At 38.2% G+C, this 25884-nt stretch carries 26 protein-coding genes; 24 read left to right on the top strand and 2 right to left on the bottom strand.

Features of this window, described 5'->3' with window-relative positions; translation table 11 throughout:
- Window positions 1–57 precede the first annotated feature (57 nt).
- The 8 genes from AC3A54_RS21565 (at window position 58) to AC3A54_RS21530 (ending at window position 6832) form a co-directional block, all read left to right on the top strand.
- Window positions 58–984: a carbohydrate ABC transporter permease gene (locus tag AC3A54_RS21565; protein WP_487656158.1), complete on the top strand. Its 927-nt coding sequence runs from the start codon at window positions 58–60 to the stop codon at window positions 982–984.
- Window positions 984–1814, top strand: coding sequence for a carbohydrate ABC transporter permease (locus AC3A54_RS21560; protein WP_487656157.1), 831 nt, complete (start codon window positions 984–986; stop codon window positions 1812–1814). Before AC3A54_RS21565 ends, AC3A54_RS21560 begins: the two co-directional genes overlap by 1 nt.
- Before the next feature lie 23 nt (window positions 1815–1837).
- Complete coding sequence (locus AC3A54_RS21555; protein ID WP_487656156.1) at window positions 1838–3235, top strand: M24 family metallopeptidase; 1398 nt, start codon at window positions 1838–1840, stop codon at window positions 3233–3235.
- 79 nt (window positions 3236–3314) lie between these two features.
- A complete protein-coding gene (locus AC3A54_RS21550; RefSeq protein WP_487656155.1) occupies window positions 3315–4064 on the top strand; it encodes a glucosamine-6-phosphate deaminase in 750 nt (249 codons plus the stop codon).
- 9 nt (window positions 4065–4073) lie between these two features.
- Window positions 4074–4835 (top strand): TIM barrel protein, encoded by a 762-nt coding sequence (locus AC3A54_RS21545; RefSeq protein WP_487656154.1) that lies wholly within the window; start codon window positions 4074–4076, stop codon window positions 4833–4835.
- Window positions 4836–4857: 22 nt separating this feature from the next.
- Window positions 4858–5904, top strand: coding sequence for a Gfo/Idh/MocA family protein (locus AC3A54_RS21540; RefSeq protein WP_487656181.1), 1047 nt, complete (start codon window positions 4858–4860; stop codon window positions 5902–5904).
- Between the two features lie 148 nt (window positions 5905–6052).
- The gene (locus AC3A54_RS21535; RefSeq protein WP_487656153.1) at window positions 6053–6454 is read left to right on the top strand and encodes a hypothetical protein; all 402 of its coding nucleotides are present in this window, start codon (window positions 6053–6055) and stop codon (window positions 6452–6454) included.
- A 201-nt stretch (window positions 6455–6655) separates the two neighbouring features.
- Window positions 6656–6832: a hypothetical protein gene (locus AC3A54_RS21530; protein ID WP_308083845.1), complete on the top strand. Its 177-nt coding sequence runs from the start codon at window positions 6656–6658 to the stop codon at window positions 6830–6832.
- Between the two features lie 100 nt (window positions 6833–6932).
- On the opposite strand, the gene AC3A54_RS21525 is transcribed toward AC3A54_RS21530, so the two are convergent.
- Window positions 6933–7226, bottom strand: coding sequence for a hypothetical protein (locus tag AC3A54_RS21525; protein ID WP_487656152.1), 294 nt, complete (start codon window positions 7224–7226; stop codon window positions 6933–6935).
- Between the two features lie 158 nt (window positions 7227–7384).
- Here AC3A54_RS21525 and AC3A54_RS21520 point away from each other — a divergent pair, with 158 nt between their 5' ends.
- The 16 genes from AC3A54_RS21520 to AC3A54_RS21445 all read left to right on the top strand — a co-directional run bounded on the left by AC3A54_RS21520 (window position 7385) and on the right by AC3A54_RS21445 (window position 24444).
- Window positions 7385–7969 (top strand): O-methyltransferase, encoded by a 585-nt coding sequence (locus AC3A54_RS21520; protein WP_487656151.1) that lies wholly within the window; start codon window positions 7385–7387, stop codon window positions 7967–7969.
- Between the two features lie 28 nt (window positions 7970–7997).
- Window positions 7998–8255, top strand: a complete 258-nt coding sequence (locus AC3A54_RS21515) for a VOC family protein (RefSeq protein WP_487656150.1) — start codon at window positions 7998–8000, stop codon at window positions 8253–8255.
- Between the two features lie 246 nt (window positions 8256–8501).
- Complete coding sequence (locus tag AC3A54_RS21510; RefSeq protein WP_487656149.1) at window positions 8502–9569, top strand: DmpA family aminopeptidase; 1068 nt, start codon at window positions 8502–8504, stop codon at window positions 9567–9569.
- Window positions 9570–9711: 142 nt separating this feature from the next.
- Window positions 9712–10512: an IclR family transcriptional regulator gene (locus AC3A54_RS21505; RefSeq protein WP_487656148.1), complete on the top strand. Its 801-nt coding sequence runs from the start codon at window positions 9712–9714 to the stop codon at window positions 10510–10512.
- Between the two features lie 2 nt (window positions 10513–10514).
- Entirely contained in the window at window positions 10515–11471 is a 957-nt protein-coding gene (locus tag AC3A54_RS21500) for a S66 peptidase family protein (RefSeq protein ID WP_487656147.1), read from the top strand.
- A 10-nt stretch (window positions 11472–11481) separates the two neighbouring features.
- Window positions 11482–13242, top strand: a complete 1761-nt coding sequence (locus tag AC3A54_RS21495) for an ABC transporter substrate-binding protein (RefSeq protein WP_487656146.1) — start codon at window positions 11482–11484, stop codon at window positions 13240–13242.
- Window positions 13243–13253: 11 nt separating this feature from the next.
- Complete coding sequence (locus AC3A54_RS21490; protein WP_487656145.1) at window positions 13254–14222, top strand: ABC transporter permease; 969 nt, start codon at window positions 13254–13256, stop codon at window positions 14220–14222.
- A 13-nt stretch (window positions 14223–14235) separates the two neighbouring features.
- Complete coding sequence (locus tag AC3A54_RS21485) at window positions 14236–15153, top strand: ABC transporter permease (RefSeq protein ID WP_487656144.1); 918 nt, start codon at window positions 14236–14238, stop codon at window positions 15151–15153.
- A 1-nt stretch (window position 15154) separates the two neighbouring features.
- Window positions 15155–16117 (top strand): ABC transporter ATP-binding protein, encoded by a 963-nt coding sequence (locus tag AC3A54_RS21480; RefSeq protein WP_335549070.1) that lies wholly within the window; start codon window positions 15155–15157, stop codon window positions 16115–16117.
- Window positions 16114–17097, top strand: coding sequence for an ABC transporter ATP-binding protein (locus AC3A54_RS21475; RefSeq protein WP_487656143.1), 984 nt, complete (start codon window positions 16114–16116; stop codon window positions 17095–17097). Before AC3A54_RS21480 ends, AC3A54_RS21475 begins: the two co-directional genes overlap by 4 nt.
- A gap of 15 nt (window positions 17098–17112) precedes the next feature.
- A complete protein-coding gene (locus tag AC3A54_RS21470; RefSeq protein WP_487656142.1) occupies window positions 17113–18279 on the top strand; it encodes a M20 family metallopeptidase in 1167 nt (388 codons plus the stop codon).
- A 38-nt stretch (window positions 18280–18317) separates the two neighbouring features.
- Complete coding sequence (locus AC3A54_RS21465) at window positions 18318–19706, top strand: aminotransferase family protein (RefSeq protein WP_487656141.1); 1389 nt, start codon at window positions 18318–18320, stop codon at window positions 19704–19706.
- On the top strand, window positions 19690–20976 hold the full coding sequence (locus tag AC3A54_RS21460) for an aspartate aminotransferase family protein (protein ID WP_487656140.1): 1287 nt from the start codon (window positions 19690–19692) through the stop codon (window positions 20974–20976). The genes AC3A54_RS21465 and AC3A54_RS21460 overlap by 17 nt, the downstream gene beginning before the upstream one ends.
- 13 nt (window positions 20977–20989) lie before the next feature.
- Window positions 20990–22438 (top strand): aldehyde dehydrogenase family protein, encoded by a 1449-nt coding sequence (locus AC3A54_RS21455; protein ID WP_487656139.1) that lies wholly within the window; start codon window positions 20990–20992, stop codon window positions 22436–22438.
- Window positions 22439–22461: 23 nt separating this feature from the next.
- Entirely contained in the window at window positions 22462–23964 is a 1503-nt protein-coding gene (locus AC3A54_RS21450; RefSeq protein ID WP_487656138.1) for a M81 family metallopeptidase, read from the top strand.
- Window positions 23965–23967: 3 nt separating this feature from the next.
- Window positions 23968–24444 (top strand): GNAT family N-acetyltransferase, encoded by a 477-nt coding sequence (locus AC3A54_RS21445; RefSeq protein WP_487656137.1) that lies wholly within the window; start codon window positions 23968–23970, stop codon window positions 24442–24444.
- A gap of 55 nt (window positions 24445–24499) precedes the next feature.
- Here AC3A54_RS21445 and AC3A54_RS21440 read toward each other — a convergent pair whose 3' ends face one another.
- Window positions 24500–25840 (bottom strand): FAD-dependent oxidoreductase, encoded by a 1341-nt coding sequence (locus AC3A54_RS21440; RefSeq protein ID WP_487656136.1) that lies wholly within the window; start codon window positions 25838–25840, stop codon window positions 24500–24502.
- Window positions 25841–25884: the final 44 nt, after the last annotated feature.

Raw genomic sequence — 25884 nt, 5'->3', positions numbered from 1 at the left:
ACTGACTTAACTCCAAGGGTCAGTCTCATGATATTTCATAGATTAGTAGGTGAAGTCATGAGTCGCAATCAAAAAGAAAACACAGACCAAAAAGTACAGAAGCAAAGGATGAAGGGAAAGGAGCCATACCTTTTACTTTTTCCCGCTTTCTTGTTGATTCTATTATTCTTCGGATATCCCATTATCGACGGACTGAGCCTCGCCTTCTATCATTATGTTTTGACGGAGCCTGGAAATATTTTTTTTAGCGGGTTGGAGAATTTTAAAGAGTTACTAAAGGATGGAAACTTCCTACTTGTTCTTAAAAATTCAATCATCTGGGTAGTAGCTAGTGTTGGGCTCCAATTAGTCTTAGGATTTGCACTTGCATTGGCTCTTTCGAAAAACTTTAGAGGGAAAAATCTGTATCAAGCAATTGTGTTTCTGCCATGGGCTGTGTCAGGTTTCCTGATTGGGATGATCTTTAAATGGATGTTTAATGAACATAATGGCTTGATTAATTATGTATTGAAATCCCTTGGTATCATCGATCAAGCTATCCCTTTCCTTGCTCTTCCAAATGTCTCTATTTTCACTGCTGTTGTTGCGATGATTTGGTATGGAGTGCCGTTTTTTGCCATCATGATTTTAGCTGCGCTTCAATCTATTCCGCAGGAGGTTCATGAGGCAGCAGCTCTTGATGGCGCTGGTGGTTTTAAAAAGTTAATAAAAATTACCATTCCGTACATCAAGAAGACTTTAATTATTACTACTTTATTAAGGGTAATCTGGGTGTTTAACTCTGCCGATATTATTTACATTATGACAAATGGAGGACCTGCGAATACCTCACATAACCTCCCATCTTATATATTTAGCACGGTTTTTTATACTATGGATTTCGGGCAAGCTTCTGCTGCCGGTGTGATTATGATTTTCTTACTTGTTATTTATTCGGTCATATTCTTAAAGGTTACCAAGTTTGATAAAGCAGGTGATTTCTGATGAAGGAAAGTTTTTTTGCCGGACTTTCTCGGCGATTTATCCTGTTTATTTTTTTGCTTATGGTCCTCGTCCCTTTCCTCTGGATGGTTGTCACCTCGTTGAAGACCAGGCAAGAAATCTATGGGAGTGAATTGACTCTTTGGCCTAAGGAGTTAACTTTTGATAACTATTTGTCGGCATTTACAGATGCCGATTTTAGTCTTTTTTTCCTTAACAGTTTAACAGTGACTTTGGTTAGCTCAGTCATTGTATTGATCATATCTGTAACGGGCGGCTATAGCCTGGCAAGATTCCAGTTCAAGGGAAAAAAAGTAACGTTGATTGCGTTCTTGGTGACCCAAATGGTTCCAACAATGATTATGATTGTTCCTTTATTTATTTTATTTAGTAAGATTGGCCTCATTAACAATTTAGCTTCGTTAATTATCCTTTATACCGTTATCAACATTCCATTCTGTTTGTTAACTATGTCGAGCTTCTTTCAACGAATCCCTGTGACACTAGAGGAAGCTGCAATTATGGATGGATGCAATCGATTCCAAGCCGTTTATAAGGTCATCCTGCCTGTCATGCTGCCGGGGGTTATAGCTACCTTTGTGTTTGCTTTTACAGGTGCATGGAATGAATTGTTCTTTGGAATTATGTTTTTGAACGGTGGAAATTCTGCAACTATCCCAGTTGGATTAAATAATTTTGTTCAGAAATTTGACGTCAATTGGGGTCAAATGACTGCTTGGGGTATTATTTCACTCATACCTGTTGCGATTATGTTTATGTTTATACAGAAGTATATTGTGGCGGGGCTAACTGCAGGGTCAGTAAAAGAATAAGGTTGGATGGGAGAGAAAGAGATTTGAGAAATGTACACATAGAAACTATTAACCCTTATGATGAGGTAGATTTAAATCAGGATGTTCTGATTCCTGAAATAACAAAGGAAGAATATGAACAAAGAATCCGGCTTCTGGTCGAAAAAATGGAACAGGAAGGTATGACGTATTGCCTAGTTTATGCTGATAGAGAGCACTTTGCGAATATGCAATATCTTACCGGTTTCGAACCTCGATTTGAGGAATCCCTTCTAATTGTTTCTCAAGAAGGTAAATTGACACTTCTTGTTGGTAATGAATGCATGGCTTATTCAGATATTAGTCCATTGCCATTGCACAAAGTTCTCTATCAAAATTTTAGCTTGCAGGGTCAACCGAGAGAAAAGCTTGTCTCTCTTTGTGAAATTTTTCAGGATGCAGGCATTAACCATTTGTCAAAAGTGGGTATCATTGGTCATAAGTATTTTGAAAAAGAGCATATCGGTGCTCATTTACACAAAGTGGACATTCCGGCATATATTCTTGAGGAGCTATTGAAAATTACCGAGTGGCAAAACGTCATCAATTATACAGATCGTATGATCCATCCAACTGAAGGAATACGCATGAAGTTAAGGACAGCGACAGAAATTGCTTATTATGAAGCAGTTTCTCATCGAGCTTCAAATGGAATTATTCGCTTATTAAAAGAATTAAAACCTGGAATGGGTGAATTAGAGGCTTCCCGTTTAATTGGATATGATGCATTCCCAATCAGCATGTTCCCGATAGTAAACTTTGGAGAAAAACATGTTCAGTTAGGATTGAGGAGCCCGAACAATCGAAAGCTTGAAAAAGGAGAAATGATAACAATTTGTTATGGTTTACGCGGCTGTTTAATTGCCAGGTCCGGATTTGCAGCCTTAACTAAAAACGGTGTTGATTCATTCATAGAGAATTTCTACAAACCTTATTTTCGGGCAATTGTGGCTTGGTATGAAAGCCTTGCTATTGGAAGAGTGTATGGAGAGACATTTAAAAAGGTAATGGGGATTTTAGGTGATTCTGAAAAGTTTGGAATCTATCTAAATCCAGGACACCTTATTTCCTTAGATGAGTGGCCCCATTCACCGGTTTATGAAGATTCTGATATCCCCATGGTTTCGGGGCATTATTTACAATGCGATATCATTGCTTCAACTCAAAATCCGTTTTGTCAGGCAATTCTAGAAGATGGAGTTATTTTGGCAGATGAGGCGTTAAGGGAACAACTTCGGTTAAAATTCCCCGAGACATATTCAAGGATTCATCGAAGAAGAAGATTCATGATTGAAACATTAGGAATTCGAATTTCAGAGGATGTTCTTCCGCTTTCCAATTGCCAAGCTATTTTACATCCATATTTATTAGATCAAAGTCAATGTTTTGTAATAAGGAATTAATAATGCTAATTGAAGTGGTTGCTTCTACTTTTCAAGATGCGCGAAGAAAAAAATGAACTAAGTAAAGGGGGGGCTTTCTATGAAGATAATCGTTCTGCCAGAGCAACAAGTAGCTGGGTTTATTTTTAACGATTTAGAGCGACAGTTAAACAGAAAACCTAATTCAGTACTAGGTATGACGACAGGTTCCACTCCGTTGACATTAGGAATATACCAGGAATGGGTAAAGAGGGTAAACAATGGAGAAATAGACTTTTCAAAAGCTACATTTGTGAATCCTGATGAGTTGGTAGGCTTGCCTGAGAATCATCCAGAAACGTACCGAATGTACATGAAAAAGCATTTATTCTCACAAATTGGGGTTTCCAACGAACAAACATTGATCCCAAACAGTGGAGCTGAGGATCCTGAAGAAGAGTGCCGTATATTTGAATTATATCTGAAAGAATTGGTAGGAATTGATTGGCAACTAATGGGATTAGGATTGAATGGCCACATCGCCTTTATTGAACCAGCGGACTCCATTCCCACTACAACCTATGTTGTTAAATTGGAGGAAGTGAATTGTCCTCGACTGATAGACTTGGATTCTGAAAAGATCATTACTCATGCAATTACAGTCGGTCTAGGCACTGTTTTTGGGGCTGGGTCTATTATGCTTGCAGCGGTAGGAGAAAAAAAGGCAGACATCGTTGCACAGGCATTGCTTGGTCCAGTTACCACTCGAGTTCCAGCCTCGTTTCTTCAACTACATAGTAATGCTACCATTGTATTGGATGAAGGTGCTGCCAGTAAGTTGCCTGAAAATCTATTGATAAGACTGAATTGAGGTGAGAACATGTATTTATCACCCTGCATTGACGCTATTTTCTTTAACCGTTCTATTAATCTAAATGACCAAATCCTAGCAGTGAAGAATACTGGATATAAACATTTTGAATTTTGGAGCTGGTGGGATAAGGATCTTGATTTATTAGAGAGAGTGGTGAAAGAGGAAGGTCTTAGAATATCAGCCATGTGTACGCGTTTTATTTCTTTAGTAGATAAAAAGGAACGATCACACTATCAACAAGGCTTAATGGAAAGTATAGAAGCTGCTAAACTGCTAGGAGTGAAAACATTAATATCTCAAACGGGAAATGAGCTAGACTTTTCTAGAAGTAAACAGTTGGAGAATTTGAAAGAAGGATTAATGGCCTGTATTTCTATTCTGGAAAGGGCAGATATGATGCTTGTAATAGAGCCCTTAAATATAACAGTAGACCACCCTGGGTATTTTCTTTCTTCGTCGGATGAGGCTGCTGAACTGATTGCTCAGATTAATAACCCGCATATTAAAATGTTATTTGATGTGTACCATCAACAAATAACTGAAGGTAATGTCACAAGACGGTTAGAACAATATAATAACTATATTGGTCATATTCATATAGCTGACAATCCAGGAAGAAAAGAACCTGGTACTGGCGAATTAAATTATCATTATATATTCGATTCACTTAAGCATACCGGATATCTTGGTGGACTAGGTCTCGAGTTTTTTCCAGACCATTCTCCTGAAGAAAAACTTAGGTATGTAAAAGTAAACTTTCCAATATAGGGGGAGGGATAAATTAGTGAAAATGCTTAGATACGGAGTTATTGGGGCAGGATGGGTAGCAGACCGAAAACATTTAAAGACTTATGCACAATTTCCCAATATTGAATTGGTGGCTATTTGTAACCATCAAATCGAACGGGCACAATTACTCGCGGAGAAGTACCAAATTCCATTTGTATTTGATAACTATGAAGAAATGTTTAGGCAATGCCAATTAGACATTGTCAGTATCTGTAGCCCTAATGCGCTCCATCTTCCGATGATTGAAGCTGCTATCAAAAATCATGTTCATATTCATTGTGAAAAACCATTAGTCTTAAATGAGCAAGAGGCAGAGCGTATCCTATTGTTAAACCGGGACCATGGTGTAAAGATCTTCGTAGGCATGAATTATCGGTTTGATACTGCGATAAAATACTTAAAAGAATTGGTGACTACGGGGCAAATGGGTGAAGTTTATCATATTAAGGCAATTTGGAATCGAAGAAGAGGAATACCAGGAATGGGTGGATGGTTTACCAACAGTAAATTAGCAGGAGGGGGCCCCCTCATTGACTTGGGAGTTCACTTGATTGATCTTTCAATGTGGTTACTAGATTTTCCTAATCCGATTCATATTATCGGGCAAACTTATGCCCATTTTTCTCATTTGGATGAACAGCAAAATCGTGGGGCATGGGCAATTGACTCAATTCCAAAATCAAAATCTGATCGAATTGTTGATGTAGAGGATATGGCAATCGGGTTAATTAAATTTGATAATTATTCTACCCTTTACATAGAAACTTCTTGGGCTGCGAATGTAAAGGAGGATCAGCTTCAAATTGAACTCTTTGGTACAAATGCTGGCGCGAAAACAGACGGAAAATCTATCGAGGTTTATGGTGAACTTTGTGGAAAGTTGGTCGATATAAGACCAATTATCTATGATTATAACTCACATATATTAGAAGTACAATCTTTTCTTGATTGTATTCTACATGATACAGTCGAGGAGTGTAACGTCGAACAAGCTAAGAAGGTTATGCATATTATTGATAAAATCTATGAGAGCGGAATTCGATTGTAATGAAGATTTATGAAGGAGGGGAGGAAGGCCGCCCCTCTATTTTTATTGTTCTGCTTAAACATTGATATTAGATAGGATTCAATTTATGAAACACCATTGCCTGTGTTTTACATACAATAATGAAAAATTTAGCTCCGGGGTTGATATTATGGATAAGCTAAAACAACAAAACAAAGGCATTAGTGATGAAAAAAGCAAGAAAATCTTAGCTCTGGAAAAAAAGGTTGCCTTCGGTCTTTGGATTCAAGTGGTTGGTCAAATTATTGAACTAATAGCTTTATCAGAACTATTGCAGGTGAAGGAAGATGAAAACACAGTTGGGGAAGAACAAATTCTAACGGGTGTTTGGCTGAGAACGATTGGCCAAATATTTGAGGCTGTGTCTGTTTCAAAACAAATAAACGAAACTGACTTACTAAAGTTGTCCCAACAACAAAAACTGGCTATAACAGGAGATTTACTTGTATCTATAGGTGCAGGATATGAAGTTTTTGGCGGTATTCATGTGCTTGAAGAGGAAACGGTCACTCCACCACGGATTGTTCCATAACAGTCGGAGTAAGAGGAGTGGCTCCCAAAAAAAGTCACTGTAAATCCTTCATGCCCTCCATTTGACATTCTCCAGCTAAAAGCTTTTTACATATCTTAAAATAAAGAATACATTTGTTTTAAATCTTTCAGTCTTCTTTTTAAATATCGTGTAAATTGGATAAAACATTAAGAGATGGGGCGATTAATAAGGAGGAAAGCGATGATGGATCAACCATTTAATTATCCAGAAATTTTCTATAATGAAGTAATCTACTATTTAGAATCAAAATGGAATCGTCGATTAAGTGAGCACGAAAGACATGTGCTGATAGAAGGGTATCGATTTGGAAGGATGATTGAGGCAGAGGCTGAAATCAAAATCCTTTTTACAAATTAATGGGTTTAAAATAAGTTCCAAGAAATAATAAGAACCTAATAAAATGGCTATACGCAAAGGCTGACTCAATTGGTATGAGATCAGCCTTTTTTGCACAAATCTAATCCTTGAATTCCACATGTCCATTCTCGTCAATTTCTATGGTGGTATAACTTTTAAAAACATCCATGTTCGTGATTTCATGTTTTACCGAGCTTGCAAAGCTCTCCATGTACGGTTTGTACACCTCAGAGTTTTTTACTAGATGATAAAAATTCACTCTTTTTCCATCTTTCATATCTGTCATTCTTAGTAAAAAACGATCTCCAAACTGTCCTTTAAACCACTCTCTAGCTTCTTCATGGCTCTGAAAGGAAGGGATTTGACTATGCTCGACCGTAAAATCTTGATCCATTGATACATTCACCTCTTTACTTAAATATGCATTTTTTCATAATTACTATTCCCTATAATAGTTGCATTATTAGTAATATTTTTCCTTTTGGTATAAAAAGGATGTTACTATATTAATATGGGATGAATTTAATTTTTTTAAGGGGGGGAGAAGATTGGGTGAATAAGGAGTTAGCTATGTTTCTAAAAGAACTCGAAAATTTTGGAGTGGCCAATGATCAAAAAATAACGGATAAATCAAAGAGGATGAGAAATGTTACACCAGAAACAGGTCATTTTCTTTCATTCTTGGTTACCACTACTCAAGCAAAAAACATTCTTGAAATAGGAACGTCTAATGGATACTCTACTTTGTGGCTTGCAGATAGTGTAATAGAAAAAGATGGCTACGTAACAACTTTAGAATATTCAGCTAGTAAAGCAGAACTAGCAAAGAGAAATTTCGAACAAGCTAAGATGTCGAAGTGGATTGACCTTATTGTCATGGATGCAGGCAAGTATATTAACAAAGTAGTGAGCAATACAGTTGATATGATTTTTTTAGATTCAGATCGTAAAGAGTATGTAGAATGGTGGCAAGATCTGAGCAGAATTTTAAAAAGGAACGGACTAATTGTTGTAGACAATTTTTTATCACATTCTGAGGAATTACAAGATTTCTATGAATTAGTGTCAAATGATGAAAACTTTAAAACAATGAAATTGCCTATTGAAAGTGGGTTATTATTACTAACAAAAAAATAAAGATAGGTACTAAAAGGGTGGAACAGTGATGCAGATCAAATGTTTGGATCATTTCGTTTTAACTGTTTATGACATAGAGGCAACATGCAAGTTTTATACAACTGTCATGGGAATGGAGCTACAAAAGTTCGGCGAAGGTAGAAAAGCACTTCAATTTGGCCAACAAAAAATTAATCTCCATGTTTATGGTAGAGAGTTTGAACCAAAAGCTTTAAAGCCTACACCAGGTTCAGCAGATCTATGTTTTATAACAGAAACTCCATTAAAACAAGTATTGAGCTCTTAGAAAAAAATAATGTCCCTGTTTTGGAGGGCCCCGTTTCTCGAACAGGTGCTTTAGGGAAAATATTATCAGTCTACTTTCAAGATCCTGATGGAAACTTAATAGAAGTATCCAATTATTTAATGCAATAGAGGTTTTTAAAAAAGTCGACAGATGTCGACTTTTTTTAATTTCCTTCGTTTTAAAGGAAATAAATCATGTATAGCGTATTTTACACACAAGTCAAATATTTGGAGGGAGCGAGATTTTATGGAAGAAAGAAAACGTGTAAGAGAATTAGGTATCAAAATAGGGAGATTTCCAACAGGACAGAACAACACTATTACCGATATCCCTGGTGTAAAAGTCGGACATGAGACTGTTATTACTGACGGACAGGATGGGCAAGGTCCTGCACGAACAGGAGTAACGGTGATTCTACCCAATGAAGACATTTATAACCAGCGTATTTTCGCTAATAGTCATATCATTAATGGTGCAGGTGAAATGAGTGGAATGGTTCAAATGAAGGAATGGGGGGTCATTGAAACACCCATTGCTCTTACAAATTCGATGAATGTAGGGATTGTAAGTGATGGAATCGTTGAATACATGACCCAAAGATATCCCGAACTTGGGGATACGGAGGATATTGTTCTACCCATTGTAGCAGAGTGTGATGATAGCTTCTTAAACAACCCTCGTCGTAGACATGTGAAGCAAGAGCATGTTATTTCAGCCATCAAGAAAGCGACAAACGGGGAAGTGGAAGAGGGCAGTATAGGAAGTGGCACGGGTATGAGCTGTTTTGAGTTCAAAGGAGGGATTGGCACTTCTTCAAGAGTTATTTTAGAGAAATATACAATCGGAACCTTAGTAATGACCAACTTTGGTAAACGAAAGGATTTTCTTTTAAATGGGACCCCCGTTGGCGAACAACTTCAAGATTTTATGCCAAAAAGTCATGTTCCTGAAGGCTCCATTATCATTGTAATTGGAACTGATGCCCCATTGATGCCCCACCAGTTAGGAAGGCTAGCCAAAAGGTCCGCATTAGGATTGGGGAAAATTGGGTCGAAGGCCTACCATGGAAGTGGAGAAATATCACTTGCTTTTTCGACTGGGAATAGATTGAAAAGGGGGGAAAAGACTGAAGTTATGAACTTAAATATGATAAATGATTTACTCCTTAACGATTTATTTGAGGCTGCGATTGAGTGTATAGAAGAGGCAATATTAAATGCTATGTTTAAAGCGAAAACGGTTATTGGCAGGAACGGAAATATTCTTTATGAAATTCCTATTTCTAAAACAATGGAAATTCTAGCAGCAAAATAATCCATATATTTCTAACTACTCTAAATTATCAAAATATATTGACTTTTTATTTTTCAGATACCTATAATGGTACTTAGAAAGTGAAAACCATATTTCCACTAGGTGGAAGCGCAAAAACAAACTCGAAAAATGTTTAGGGGAGGTGTTAAAAATAGACAATGAAAAAAATCATAATATCCGTGCCTTAGAAAGGGCATTCGATATTATTGAAGCATTTTCTTTAGACGATTCGGAATTAACGCTAACAGAAATTTCAACTAAAACCTCGTTATCATTGGCTACCATTCATCGATTTATTCAAACGATGTTGGTAAGAGGATATATTGAACAAGACCCTATTTCCAGTAAGTACAAACTAAGCAAACAATTTGTGCGTTTAGGGGGAATAGTTGTTCGAGGACTAGATCTCGTTCAAACAGCGATGCCCTATCTTCAAGAACTATCCAATAAAACCTCACAGAATTGTAATCTAAGTGTGTATGACCAAGGAAAGGTCTTATGTCTAATCAACATTGAGTCCTTTAAAAGCTATTTTATGGGAATCAAGGTAGGACAGAGCCTCCCCGTATATGGAGGGGCTTTATCAAAAGTCATCTTAGCTCATCTTCCTACAGATTTAATATCTACCCTCATCTCAGAGGATTTACCATCCTTTACACCACAAACGATATCTCACCGAGAATTATTAATAATAGAACTTGAAAAAATTCGATTCCAAGGCTATGCAGAATCCAGGGGAGAACTAACTATAGGAGAAGCAGCCATAGCTGCACCTATCTACGACTATTCGAACGAAGTTGTTGCGGGGATTTCTCTATCTGGCCCTGACCATCATTACGTAGAGGAAAATCAAATTGTATTTAGAAACCTACTCCTTCAGACGGCAACACTCATTTCAAGTCAATTAGGTGCAGTCAACATGAGACCAGTGGGGAGTGAATAAAGTTGAAAAAAATAAAACCTGCCAGTTTAAAAAAAGGGGATACGATTGGAATCGTTGCGCCTGCAAGCCCTTTATACAATAAAAGTGATCTTGTTCGAGGAATAAGAACACTTGAGGAGTGGGGCTTTCAAGTAATAGTTGGAGAACATGTGAATGCAAGGTATGAATATCTAGCAGGGACGGATGAACAGCGGGCACAGGATGTGAACTCGATGTTTAAAGACGATCGGGTAGATGCCATTTTCGTCACCCAGGGGGGATATGGATCAGCCAGGCTTCTGCGATACATAGATTTTGATGCCATTAAACAGAATCCTAAAATCTTTATAGGCTACAGTGATATTACAGCCATTCATCTTGCGATTCAGAAGCTGACTGGTTTGGTATCCTTTCACGGACCGGGAATGGCGGGATTTAATCCTGAAGAGTTAACTGAATACAGAAAGAATCAGCTTTTCAAAGCTTTATTATCAAGCGAGTCGATTGGGGAAATTGAACTCGCTGATAAGAAAAAATGGATTAACATCATTAATCCAGGTGAAGCAAGAGGAGAGATGGTAGGAGGAAACCTTACTTTAATCTGTTCCACTTTAGGGACGCCATACGAAATTGAAACTGAGGGAAAAATTCTATTTTTTGAAGAGCTAGATACTGAGCCATGGGTTATGGATCATATGCTTTCGCATTTATTAAACGCAGGAAAACTGCAGAAGGCTGCAGGGATAGTCGTTGGTGAATGTAAAGATTGTGAGCCATACAAACACAATCCTGGGTTCCCAGTAACCTTCAGTTTAGAAGATATTTTAGAGGAGTATATAAAGCCATTACAAATCCCTGCCATTTATGGCTTGCCACTTGGACATACAAAAGATTTAGCAACCATCCCATTAGGGGTACAAGGCTTTTTAGATGCAACAAATGGAAAACTAATCATAGAGGAATGCGGAACGCGTTCGTAGGGGGTAAAGGATGAAAAAGAAGTTCTCGGCATTATTTATTGTTTCTATTATTTTCGTATTGATATGTGCACCACTGACTAGTATGAATGTAAAAGCTGCAAGTCCCTCTACCTTAAGAGTCGGTTGGACAAAAGAACCGGATAGCTTAAGTCCATTTATTTCGAATCGAGTTTCTACTTTTGAATTGCACTTATTAATCTATGATACTCTCGTTGCTTTCGATAATAATCTAAAGCCAGTAGGAAGGTTAGCAGAGAGCTGGAAAGTTAGTGATGATAAATTAACGTGGACATTTAAATTAAAGAAAGGCGTCAAGTGGCATGACGGCAAACCATTTACCTCCAAAGACGTTAAGTTTTCTTATGAAACGATTTTAAAATCGGAAATGGGAATGTACTCTGATTTCTTGAAAGGTATTTCTAGTATTAAAACGCCTGATGATTACACAGTAGTTATAAAAACAGACAAACCAAAAGCAAATATGCTTTATATTACAACTCCAATCATACCAAAGCATATTTGGGAGAAAGTGAAATTTAAAGATTTAGAAACTTGGCCGAATAAAAAACCAATTGGAACAGGTGCATTTAAATTTGTTGAATGGAAAAAAGGAGAATATGTAAAGTTAGAGGCGAATAAGGACTACTTCATGGGTGCACCAAAGTTCGATGAATTAATCTATCCACTGTATGCAAACAACGATACCATGGTCCAATCCTTAAAAGTCGGTGAAATTGATGCGGCAATTAACATTAACTCGAATCAAGTGATATTACTAGAGTCAGAGAAAAACATCAAAGTGGTTTCAAATCCTACCAACAGCTTTACCAATATCGGAATCAACACATGGAAGGATAAGGCATCAAAGGGGAATCCTTTATTATTAAACAATTCTATTAAACAGGCTATGGAATATGCGATTGATAAACAAAAAATAATTGATGTGGCGTTTTCTGGTCAAGGGAAACCAGGAACAACCATCGTCCCTTCCTTTTTAAGTGACTGGCATAATCAGTTGAGCCCAGAAAAGGCTAGAGCATTTGATCTTAATAAAGCAAAATCCATTTTAGATGAAGCAGGATTTATGGATAAAAATGGGGATGGGGTCCGTGAAGAACAAAGTGGCAAACCATTAGAGTTCCGTTTTTATTTACGAAGTGATTCTCCAGAAGAAGTTAAAGCAGGTCAAATGGTTCATTCCATGTTAAAGGATGCTGGAATTGAGACAAAAGTGGAGACGCTTGATGATGGGGTATTAGGTGATCGAATTTATGACAAAGGAGATTATGATTTATTCATTTGGGGATGGACCACAGATATTGATCCTACAACAATCTTAAGTATTGTAAGTACCGACCAAATTGGGAATCTTAGTGAAACCTATTATTCTAATCCCAAGTATGATGAGTTATTAGCTAAGCAAGGAACGACACTTGATTTTAAGGAACGCCAAGGCATGGTGAATCAGATGCAGGATATACTTGCAGAAGACCTTCCTTACATTATCCTAATGGAAGAAAATGCTATGCAAGCTGTCCGTACGGATAAATGGAAGGGATGGACTCCTGTAAAAGGCGCCTACTTTATGGCAGCGAATAACTATAATTATCTTCATGTAGAGCCAGTAAATGGAACAAAGAGTACTTCAAATTCTGAAGAAGGCAGTAAATCTTTGTTAATTTATGGAGGAGTTGCTCTTGTATTAATTATTGGAGTAATCGTTATTTTTACAAGAAGAAAAAAAGGCATCGATCAGTTTGACGAGTTGTAGAAGGAGAATCTATGAAACTAAAATACTTGATAAAAAAGATAGCTAACGCGATATTCACCTTGTTTTGTGTACTTGTCATCAATTATTTTTTGTTTCGGGTTATGCCAGGTGATCCTCTAGCAATGATGCTGCGTGATCCAAAGGCATCCCCTGAATCCATAGAAAAAATGAAGCATCTTTTTGGATTGGATCAGTCTTGGTACGTGCAGTTTGGCTTATATGTGAAACAGCTTCTATCCGGTGACTTAGGTATGTCCTTTTTATTTAAACAACCAGTAACGGAACTTATTGCCATTAAAATTGTACCTACGCTTCTTTTAGTAGGTGTTGCTACCTTAGTTTCGCTGATCGGCGGTATCTTCTTAGGGATTCTTGCTGCGAGGAAAAGAGGGAAGAAAGTGGATGTTATTTCACTCTCATTCTCCTTATTAACCTACTCCATGCCAACCTTTTGGGTTGGTGTGGTGCTGGTTGCACTATTAAGTGTTCATCTAACACTTTTCCCAACTTCAGGAATGACAACGGCTGGAATGGTCTTTTCAAGTTCTATGGACGCGGTAGTAGATGTTGCACACCATTTATTTCTCCCCGCGTTATCACTAAGCTTGGTATTATTAGGCCAATATGTGTTAATTATGAGAAATTCACTTATCGACGAATTAACAGAAGATTATGTCCAGACCGCAAAAGCAAAGGGATTTTCTGAAAAATATATTGTACGTAAGCATGCTGTACCTAATGCTATGTTACCGATGGTTACCGTCATTTCGATTAATCTTGGATTTATGATTGCAGGTGCGATTGAAATTGAAACGGTTTTTTCTTGGCCAGGTATAGGACGGTTGATGTATGAAGCTCTTTTAAATCGTGATTATCCGCTTTTGCAAGGAATTTTCCTTATTATTAGCACATGTGTTATTTTTGCCAACTTAATCGCTGATGTCCTCTACGGCTATTTAGATCCTAGAGTAAAAGGATAGAAAGGAGCTCATCATGGTCGAATCAAAAGTAGTACAGTCATTACCAGAAATAGAAATAATAAGAAAAAAGGATGTCAGTCGAAAAAAATATATAGAAATTATATCTATTTTTAAAAGTAATAAAATGGGTATGGTTGGTATCAGTATTTTCATTTTTTTCGGCTTAATTGCTCTGATTGGGCCTATCATTTTTCCATTTAATCCATTACAAATTGGATCTGGCAATGAGGTTTTACAGCCTCCAAGTAGTGAACACTGGCTTGGGACGGATGATTTAGGAAGGGATGTATTTGCAGCGTTGATTTCAGGTTCACGTGTATCATTGGGAGTTGGAGTTCTTGCAACCGTTATTACTATGTTAGTTGGTACCATGATTGGTATTGCTTCAGGATATAGCGGTGGTAAAGTAGATACCATCTTAATGAGATTTACAGAAATATTCCTTGTCTTACCTTGGCTGCCTTTGATGCTGGTGCTAGCTGCTCTTTTAGGCTCCAGTATATGGAATATTATTTTAGTCATTGGACTAACGAGTTGGTCAAGTACTGCAAGGATTGTCCGGGCACAAACATTATCAGTAAAAGAAAGACAATTTATTGAACGTGCAAAGGCTATTGGGGCCAATGATTTCTATATTATGTATAAACACATATTACCTAACGTTTTTCCGTTAATTTTTGCAAATACCATTCTTGTATCGGCTGTTGCTATATTATCAGAAACTAGTCTTAGTTTTTTAGGTATGGGAGATGCATCCCATCCGAGCTGGGGAATGATGTTACATTACGCCTTTACTTCAGGGGCTGCTAGTGTAGGAGCCTATTGGTTTCTACTCCCGCCTGGTTTATGTGTAGTAGGGGTTGTACTTGGTTTTACATTCCTGGGATATGCATTCGATGAATTCTTCAACCCAAAGCTACGGAGGAAATAATATGAGTTTATTAGAAGTAAAGGATTTGAAAACATACTTTCATACAAAAGATGGGGTGGTTAAAGCTGTAGATGGAGTCAGCTTTAACCTTGAAGAAGGTGAAGCTATTGCTCTTGTAGGGGAATCAGGATGTGGAAAAACAACAACGGCTCTATCTATAACAAAGCTACTGCCACAGGAAGGTCAAATTGCTGGAGGAAACGTCCTTTTTAATGGAAATGATTTGGTCCATTTACCACATGGAAAAATGAGAAGAACTCGCTGGAATGAAATTTCGATCGTATTTCAAGGTGCGATGAACTCACTGAACCCTGTTATGAAGGTCGGGGATCAAATTATTGAGGCTATCATGTTACATAAAGGTAGCAGTCGTATGGAAGCAAAAAAGAAGGTAAAGGAACTCTTTGAATTAGTAGAGATTAATAGTGAACGAATGGATCAATATCCACATGAGTTTAGTGGCGGAATGAAACAGCGTGCAATGATTGCGATGGCATTAGCATGTGATCCCAAGTTAATTATTGGGGATGAGCCAACAACAGCACTAGACGTTATGGTTCAAGCACAAATTCTTAATTTGCTCGAAAAACTTCGGAAAGACTTAAATATGTCCATGATTCTCATTACTCACGATTTATCAGTAATGGGAGAAACTTGTGATAAAGCGGCCATCATGTATGCGGGGAAAATTGTTGAATTAGGTAGTGTGGAAGATATATTAGATAAGCACCTCCATCCATATACAGAAAAGCTAATACAGTCCTTTCCAGATATATATGGAACTAGAGAAATGATTTCTTCCATACCGGGGTCCCCTCCTAATTTATTAAATCCTCCTGACGGTTGCTTATTTCATCCGCGTTGTGAGTTTGCAACGGAGGAGTGTCGTAAAAAAGAGCCTGTTTTAAAGGAAGTCTCTCCTAATCATTTTGTATCTTGTCATGTTAGAGGAGGGGTAGTGTGACCAACGTTGTTGAAGTGAAAAATTTAAAGGTTCATTTTGATGGTCACCAAGGATTTTTAAAGGATTTTTTCTCAAAAGAAAAAAAACTCATAAAAGCTGTTGATGGCATTGATTTAGAAATAAAAAAGGGTGAAATTGTTTCCCTTGTCGGAGAGAGCGGAAGCGGCAAGACAACAACAGGTAAAGCATTACTCAGCTTAACACATCAAAGCGATGGAGAGATCCTCTTTGAAGGAGAGTCTGTCTCTCAAAAAAATAAGAAAGCGATGAAATTATTCCGTCAGAAAGCACAGATGATTTACCAAGATCCTTATCAATCACTTAATCCGAGAAATATAATTATGGACATAGTCGCGGAACCGTTAGTGGTTAATAAACTGGTCACGTCAGAACAGGAAAAAAAGGAACGAGTCATTCAAGCTTTGGAAAGTGCGGGTATAAAGCCAGCTGAACGATTTATGTATAAGTACCCTCACGAATTAAGTGGTGGTCAAAGACAACGGGTAGTCATTGCAAGTGCGTTAATTTTAAATCCTTCCTTTATAGTGGCTGATGAGCCGGTTTCCATGCTTGATGTTTCGATCCGCGCGGATATTTTAAAACTTATGGTTGAGCAGAGAGACGAAAAAGGTATTTCGTATCTTTTTATTACTCATGACCTTTCATTAGCATGGTTGATTTCAGATCGAATTGCCATTATGTATTTAGGGAAAATCGTAGAGGTAGGTGACGCAGAACTTATTGCAGGTTCCTGTCTGCATCCATATTCAAAAGCATTAGTTAGTGTCATGCCTGTACCAAGAAAAATAAAAAATAGAGAAAGAATAATCTTAAAAGGTGAAACTCCCAATCCTGGTCGAATTCCCACAGGTTGTCGTTTTCATCCTCGCTGTTCGGTAGCAACGGATCGATGTAAGACAGAAGAGCCCGTACTAAGAGAAGTGGAAACTGGCCATTTTGTTGCATGTCACCTGGTATAGAAGGAGGAGGATCTTTTGGATAAATTAAATCAGGTTTTGGAGCGGGAACGAAGCGAAGTCATTCATTTGAGCAAACAAATATTCAATCATCCAGAGCTTGGCCTACAAGAAAAATTTGCTTCTTCTATAATGTGTGAATATTTGCAGTCAAGGGGTTTTACAGTCAAAAAAGGTGTGGGTGGTTTACCAACTTCATATATAGCTAGTTTTGAGATGGGCGAAGGTGGCTATCACATATCTTTTTGTGCAGAGTACGATGCACTACCAGAGATTGGGCATGCGTGTGGTCATCATTTAATTGGAATGGCAAGTGTTGCTGCTGGTGTAATGTTGGCCGAACGTTTAAAAGAAGAAGGAATTCCTTTCCGAGTGTCTGTTATAGGTACACCAGATGAAGAAGGGACTGGTGGTAAAATCGATTTAATTCATTCTGGTGCCTTCAGCGATGTGGATCTAGCCATGATGTTTCATCCCGGATTTAGTACGGAGATTCATGTTCAATCTCTTGCTTTCCATTCTTTTGAATTTATTTTTCATGGCCAAACAGCCCACGCTGCTTCAGAGCCTTGGGAGGGAAGAAATGCCCTAGATGGAGTCATTCAAACATTTAATGCTATTAACGCATTGCGGCAGCATGTGAAACCCGATGTAAGAATACATGGAATTATTAAAGAGGGTGGATTGGCGACCAATATTATTCCTGAACGTGCCATTGCTGAATTTTGTGTCCGCTCTCAGGACAATGTCTATCTCGAACAACTAGTTGAAAAAGTTAAAAATTGTGCAAAGGGTGCAGCGTTAAGCACCGGGACGGAACTTGAAATAAAAAAGATTGGTCATTCCTATGAAGCTATGAAAAGCAATCGAGTATTAGGTGACGTTTTTCAAGAATCTTTAGATGAATTGGATTTTATTGATCCTTCCCAATATGAAGAAGGAATGGGCTCAATTGACATGGGGAATGTAAGCAATGTCGTCCCTGCCATTCATCCCGTCCTATCATTAACTGATCAATTTGTTCCAGGACATACTGTTGAATTTGCGCAGATGTGTAATACCGACCATGCTTACGAGACGATGTTGTTAGCAGCAAATGCTATGGCGTTAACAGGATTAAAAGTAGTGAAAGATAAGGGATTACAAGATAAAATTCGTTCTGAATTTGAAGGGAATAGAAAATAAATTTTTCGACTGCACGAGAAATCATTGGTGGTGGAATGATGGTAAACGAGCAAACAGAAGATTATGTGTTCCATAGGGACTTTTCTAAAACGTATCCTATTATCACTCACGGTAAGGGGATCTATCTATATGATGAGAATGGAAAAAGATTCATGGATGCCTGCTCAGGAGCAGTCGCAGCGAACTTAGGCCATGGTGTGGAAGAAATTGCTGAGGCCATGGCTCTTCAGGCAAAGAAGGCTGCCTTTGTACACACGATGAGATTTGAAACAGAGGTATTGTTTAAACTTGCGGAGAAAATTGCAAAGCTTGCACCTCATTCATTGAATAAAGTTTATTTTACTAGTGGTGGGTCGGAAGCTAATGAAAGTGCCATTAAGCTAGCTAGGCAATTTCATAAGGATGCGGGAAGACCTGAAAAACACATTGTAATTGGCAGATGGCAATCCTATCATGGAAACACATTTGGTGCTCTATCTGCCGGAGGCGATATAAAGCGACGACAGACATATACTCCAAATTTAATCAATTTCAACCATGTTCATTCTCCTAACTGTAAGAGATGTCCATATCAAAGAGAGAAAGAGGACTGTGATTATAAACAAAATTGGTCCTGCGTCCGGGAATTTGAAAGCGTTATCAAGAAGCTCGGGCCAGATAATGTCTCTGCTTTTATTGCTGAACCCATTGTAGGCAGTCAGCTAGGTGCTGTCAGTCCCCCTGAAGGCTATTTTAAAGAGATTCGAAAGATTTGCGATCAATACAATATTGTCCTCATAGTGGATGAAGTAATGACAGGCTTTGGACGTACAGGGAAAGATTTTGCTATCCAACACTATGGAATTTCGCCTGACATTATGACGTTCGGAAAGGGAGTATCTGCGGGTTATGCTCCCTTAGCAGGCATGGTTGTACATGATCGCATTGTTGATAGTCTAATAGAAAACAGTAAGGGCAAGTTTGTTCATGGATATACCTACAGCGGTCATCCTGTTTCTGTTGCAGCTGGTCTTTCTGCTTTAACTATTTATGAGCGAGACGGGATTTTAAAAAACGTCCAAGTTGTTGGAGATTATCTTAAACAACAGCTATTGGCCCTGAAAAAACGCTATCCGATTATATTTGATGTGCGTGGAGAGGGGCTATTAGTAGGAGTTGAATTAGCTGCTGATGGTGAAGTAGGAACACCTTTCCCAGAAACGCTGCATGCGTCCGAACGGATTAATAATATTGCAATGGAGCTTGGTGCTGTATTTTACCCTGGTAGTGGATCGCTTAATGGAAATTTAGGAGACCATTTGTTAATATCTCCGCCGCTGAATGTAACATCGGATGAGGTCGACAGTATGGTGAAAATTCTTGGAAATTCCTTACAGATTTTTATAGAAGAATTAAAGGAGGAAATAATGTATGAAATTACAAAATAAATCAGATGAAATTAAAGAAAAGGCCAAAAAACATTTATCTCCTGTCTTAACAAGGGTAACAGAATTAGTTGTAGATAAAGCAAAAGGTGCCAGATTTTGGACGGCGGATGGAGAGGAATATATTGACTTTGTATCCGGTGTGGCTGTAAATGCTGTTGGTCACGCCAACGACGCCATGGTTCAAGCAATTAAGAAACAGGCAGAATCATTTATTCACTTCGGCCTGAACTATGGTTACTATGAATCAGCTGCTAACCTTGCAGAAAAACTTGCTGAAATTACACCAGGTAATTTAGATACTGTGTTCTTTGCTAATTCCGGTGGAGAGGCTATTGATGGAGCATTAAAATTGGCTAAAGCAGCTACAGGAAGACCAGGAATAATTGCTTTTGAAGGTTCCTTCCATGGAAGAACACTTGGAGCAACTGCTATCACTGCTTCTAGCTCCAAATACAGGAAAAACTATGAACCTATTTTAGGTGAGGTATACCATGCTCCTTATCCATATCCATCTCAACTAAAATGTGTGAACGAAGAAGAGATTGTTCCTTATTGCTTGCACCAGCTTCAAAAGATCTTTGAATTACGAATTGATCCATCCCGAGTGGCAGCCATTGTGATTGAACCTGTGATTGGTGAAGGAGGATATTACCCAGCCCCGGCTGAATTTCTCCAAGAACTGAGAAAAATGACAGAAAAACATGGCATTCTCTTAATCTTTGACGAAGTGCAAACTGGTTTTGGGCGAACAGGAAAAATGTTTGCAGCCGAGCATTCTGGTGTAACGCCTGACATTATGGTATTGGCAAAAGCACTTTCAGGTGGAATGCCTCTTGGTGCGATTGTAGCAAGTAGAGAGCTTCATGAAAAATGGCAAGTTGGAGGGCATGGGTCAACCTTTGGTGGTAACCCGATTTCCTGTGCTGCAGCATTAGCAAATATTGCTGTGATTGAAGAGGAAAAACTAGTCGACCGAAGCTGGGACTTAGGAGCAAACATTGTAGTCCGGTTAAAGGAATCTCTAGATGGATTACCTGGAATTAAGGAAGTTCGCGGAATAGGAATGATGATTGGTATCGAATTTCATGAAGATGTTGCTAGCCAGGCTGTTCCCATTATTAAGCAAAAGTGTTTAGAACAAAAACTTCTCATAATGAATTGCGGAGTACAGGGACAAACAATTAGGTTAATGCTCCCTCTCAATATTAATGAAGAGGATTTACATGAGGGCTTATCCATTTTAGAAGAGGCGATTAAAGAAACATTATAAAGGAGGTCAAAGTATGATCCAACAAGCTGAAAGAAAAGGATTGTATATAAATGGTTCTTGGATTCAACAAGAGGAGCAGGAATTTTTTAATAGTATCAACCCTGCGACAGAGGAAGTAGTTGGCTATTGTGCGGCAGCTACACCTTCACAAGTTGATGAAGCGGTAGAAAGTGCCCGATTGGCTTTTAAAGAATGGAAGAACACTCCACTGCCAGAGAGGGCACAATTTCTTTGGAAAGCTGCCAAGGCTTTTGAAGAGAAAAAGGAATTCTTAGCTCAAATGATGACCAAGGAAATGGGAAAAGTAGTAGCTGAATCACTTGGTGAAGTGGGTGTCGTAATTGAAACCTGTAAATATATGGCGGGAGAGGGAAGAAGACTTTTCGGTGAAACCGTTGGTGCGGGTGCTGAAAACCGCCATATTATGATGGTTCGTGAGCCGGTGGGTGTTGTCGCTTGTATCACACCTTGGAACTTCCCAGTCTCCCTGGCTGGCTATAAAATATTAGCAGCCCTTATTAGTGGAAATACCGTTGTATGGAAGCCTGCCTCTGAGGTTGCCCTTTCAGCCCAAATTTTCACAGATATTTTCCATGAGATTGGGCTTCCAAAAGGGGTATTAAACTTAATTACAGGTTCAGGAAGTAAGGTTGGGGCTAAGCTGGCTGAACATAAAGATGTAAAGGTCATCTCATTTACTGGCTCAACGGAAGTGGGGATTAAACTATCAGAAACTGCCGCCAAGACATTAAAAAGAGTAGCTTTAGAGCTTGGGGGCAAAAATGCTGTTATTGTGTTAAAAGATGCAGATTTAAAACTATCTGCGGAAGCGATTGTTAAGGCTGCGTTTACAACAACGGGGCAAAGATGTACAGCCGCTAGCCGTGTCATTGTTGAATCAGAAGTAAAGGATGAATTACTCAACCGAGTTGTTTCTCTAACTCAACAACTAAAAGCAGGAAATGGTCTTGAACCAGGAATTGACATTGGTCCATTAACCAATAAACAGCAGCTAGAAACGGTTGAAAAATATGTAACCTTAGCTGTTGAACAGGGAGCTGTGATAGAATGCGGCGGAAAACGATTAGCAAGTGAAAGAGGATACTTCTATGAGCCTACGATCTTAAGTAATGTAAAAAATAAGGCTGTGGTTGCACAAGAAGAAATTTTCGGTCCGGTTTTAGCATTTATAGAAGTTAATAGTTTTGAAGAAGCGATCGACGTAAATAATGATACCATTTATGGGCTATCTACTTCGTTATTTACAAATAGCCTTTACTATGCGAATCGTGGAGCAAAAGAAATTGAAAGCGGGTTAGTTTACATTAATAATGGTACTTCCAACGCAGAATTGGGTGTAGCATTCGGTGGAACGAAACAATCGGGAAACGGACATCGCGAGGTATCCCATCATGCTTTTGATGTGATGACAGAGTGGAAATCAATTTATACTACCTATTAGGATTGATTAAAGGGAGATGTCTAATGAAAAAGCTTCGAGTTGGAATCGCTTTTTTCTATCATGAATCCCACAGTTTTGCTCCTTTAAAAACGGATATCGAAGCATTTTATAATGAAGGATTTTTTAAAGGAGACGAAATCTTTTCAGCCTATACAGCAACGAAAACAGAAGTAGGCGGTTTTTTGGATGTGCTTTCAAAGGAAGAGCAAATTGAAGTGGTTCCACTTCTATGTGCAGCGGCGACACCTGCTGGACCAGTAACGAATGAAGCCTATCAGCTAATAGAAAAAGAAATGCTGACTGCATTAGAGAAGGCCTACAATTTAGACGGTTTGTTAATAGCTCTACATGGTGCAATGGTCGTAGAAGACCTCTTTGACCCTGAAGAGAAGCTGTTAAGAGAAATAAGAAAAGTTATAGGGAAGGATATTCCGATTGCAACGACTTTAGATATGCATGCAAATGTAAGTGCGAGGATGTTAGAGCATACACCTTATCATTTTGGATTTAAAACCTATCCCCATATTGATATGTATAATCAAGGAGTTAATGCAGCTAATTTACTCATCGAGGTTTTATTAGAACAAAAAAAATATGTCGCTTCTTTCATTAAACTACCCATGATGCCACCTTCAATTAACATGCGTACAGAAGAAGGCCCCATGCATCACTTGATTGAACTAGCATTAAAACTTGAAGGAGAACCTTCTATTATAAATGCTTCTGTATTTGGCGGATTTCCGTATTCCGATATTCCAATGGTGGGGGCTAGTGTTCTTGTTATTGGAAGGGATCAAAACAATGCAGATAGAGTAGCAAAAATGTTAGCCAATCAATTTTGGGCGCTTCGTAATGATTTCATAAAACGACTCCCGACAGTTAAAGAGGGAATCAAGCAAGCTTTATCATTAAAGGAAGAAAAACCTATTGTTTTGGCTGATATCTCTGATAACCCTTTAAGCTGTGGAAGCGGAGACACGACCCTTTTATTAGAAGAGTTTATTAGTATGAATCAACCGCACACGTTATTTGGCGGATTGACTGATCCGGAATCGATTGAAAGATGTAGGAAGGCTGGAGTTGGAAATTTGGTCATGCTTGAACTTGGAGGTAAAATTTCTCCTGAGTTTGGAAGACCTGTTCATGTAAATGCAAAGGTTCGGGCTCTTTCAGCTGGAGTTTTTTACAATAGCGGTCCTTTTAATCAACATTTACGAGTGGATGTGAAATCTGCAGCTTATATAACAGCAGGAGAAGTGGATATTCTTCTCATCGGCCGTCCAATGTCAGCCAATGACCCGGAAATGTTTCGCCATATAGGTATTGAGCCAACCTCTTATACCATTCTAGGGTTAAAAGTCAAAAATCACTTCCGGGCAGCATTTGATCCCTTAATTAGTAAGGTCATCTATGTCGATGCGCCAGGCGTGGCATCGAATGATTTAAAGCATTTTTCTTATAAAAATATACCAGAGAAAATCTGGCCTCTTAAAGATATAGATTATACTGAACTCATGGAGGTATAAGTAATGAAAGTTATTGAGAAGAATTTTTATATTGATGTTCCAGCGAAATTAACACCCGAAGACCAAAAAATGATGATGGATCTCGAATTGGATGCATTTCCAGGAACAGGTGCAGTTGACGAACAGACACTTGTTCCCTTAGCCCGTTATGGAAAACTCATATTATATAAACAGCAGAATGATGAACGGCCTGTGGCCGTTTGCGAGTGCATGAGAGATTACAATAATCCCGATAAAGCCTATATCTTTGGCTATTATGTTCGATCCGATTATAAAGGCAAGGGAGTCGGAAAAATGTTTTTGCAGGAAGTAAGTTCTATTCTGAAAAATGATGGGTTTTCTGTTGTTTGCTTAACTGTTAGTGTGAAAAACCTTCCTGCTGTAAAGTTATATGAAAAAGAAGGATTTGAAATTAAAGAAACAAGATACTCTGAGTTCGGAGTAGGGGAAGATCGATATTATATGGAGAAAGTCCTGTAGCTTCGATATGGAAAAGTTAAAAATGCTGCAGTCTGATATCAGGCTGCAGCATTTTCTATTTAACAAAAGTCCGTTTCAATACAGTTTTTAGTATTTTAGGGTGCATGAGTGTTGTCATTGGATGAATAAGGTTCATTACTTTAAATAACGAGTTATAAACATATTGATTTTGTGACGAAATAAGAAAGATATTTTTTGCGTACCATTGTTGGATGAAGAGTCCTAGCGGTTTTTTCCCCCTTGTTTCTGGATAGCGAAAATCTTCAGTCATGACCATATTCCAGATAGGACAAATGATTTTCGCTGCATGTTTATGAAACGTAGTTGGAATTTTTTTTATGGAATGGTCACTCTTCTTAAAAAGTCGTTGCAGGGCAATTGCTTCTAAAACGGATATACTCATGCCTTGTCCAAAAACAGGATCAATTCTGCAAATGGTATCACCTATAACTAAAAGTCCTTCTGGAAAATGTTTAACTTGTTGATATTGTCTCCAGACAATTTGTGGTATTCGGTAAATGGAGGTGCTTGATAATGGGACAGCATCCTTAATTTCTTCATAAATATCTAGTTTTGGTAATTTTTTAGCGAGTTCTAGAAAGCCGGTATTGTTTTTTAGGATTTCTTTTTCATCTATTACATTATGGTAGCCATTAATGGTGACGAGGAAACGGTTTCCTTCTACTTTTGAAATGGTACCACCAATTTTCTCTACTGGAGGGTTGGGGTATAAAATTTTTATTGCCCAGTCTCTGTCATGATTGTTAGCTAATTGAAAGGTTTTACTAATATAACTTAAGCCTATTTTAGCCTTTGTTTCTGGTATATGTATTCCCAGCTTTTCAAACCACTTAGAGGTAATACCGCTCACCCCACTAGCATCCACTACTAAGTCTGCTAGTATGTTTTCTGTATCGCCACTTCTATCAACAACTTCAACCCCAACAATGATATTCTCTTTTTCCTTATATAAAAAGTTCTGGACCGATTGGTTGTACTGAACTGTTACATTAGGTATTCTCTTAATATATTGTTCTAAGTGCCATTCTAAATGCGGACGGGTTTGGAGAATAGTGGAGTTTTCACCATCAAATCGTAGCTTCCAAACACCATGATGAAACCATGCAAGATCTTTTGTAGAGTTTATTTTTATGGCACCACTTGAATAAAATTTTTCAGTAATTCCTGGAAATAAGGATTCGAGTCCGGATTCACCCGCATGGAGAAGTGCGTGTAGGTGTTCCCCTTGTGGAACACCTTTTCTAGGGAGAGGTCCTTCTGGTTTTTGATCCCGTTCAATGATGAGTACCTCTTGGAAAAAATCAGATAACACACGTGCTGCTAATTTTCCGGAAATCCCTCCACCAATGATTACTGCTTTTTCCTTTCGAGACAAAGGATGAACACCTCACATATCTATTTTTCTTCTTACTAAAGATA

It is taken from the genome of Neobacillus sp. Soil_C_43 (genome assembly GCF_057656715.1).
This window is presented reverse-complemented; position numbering and strand designations above follow the sequence as displayed.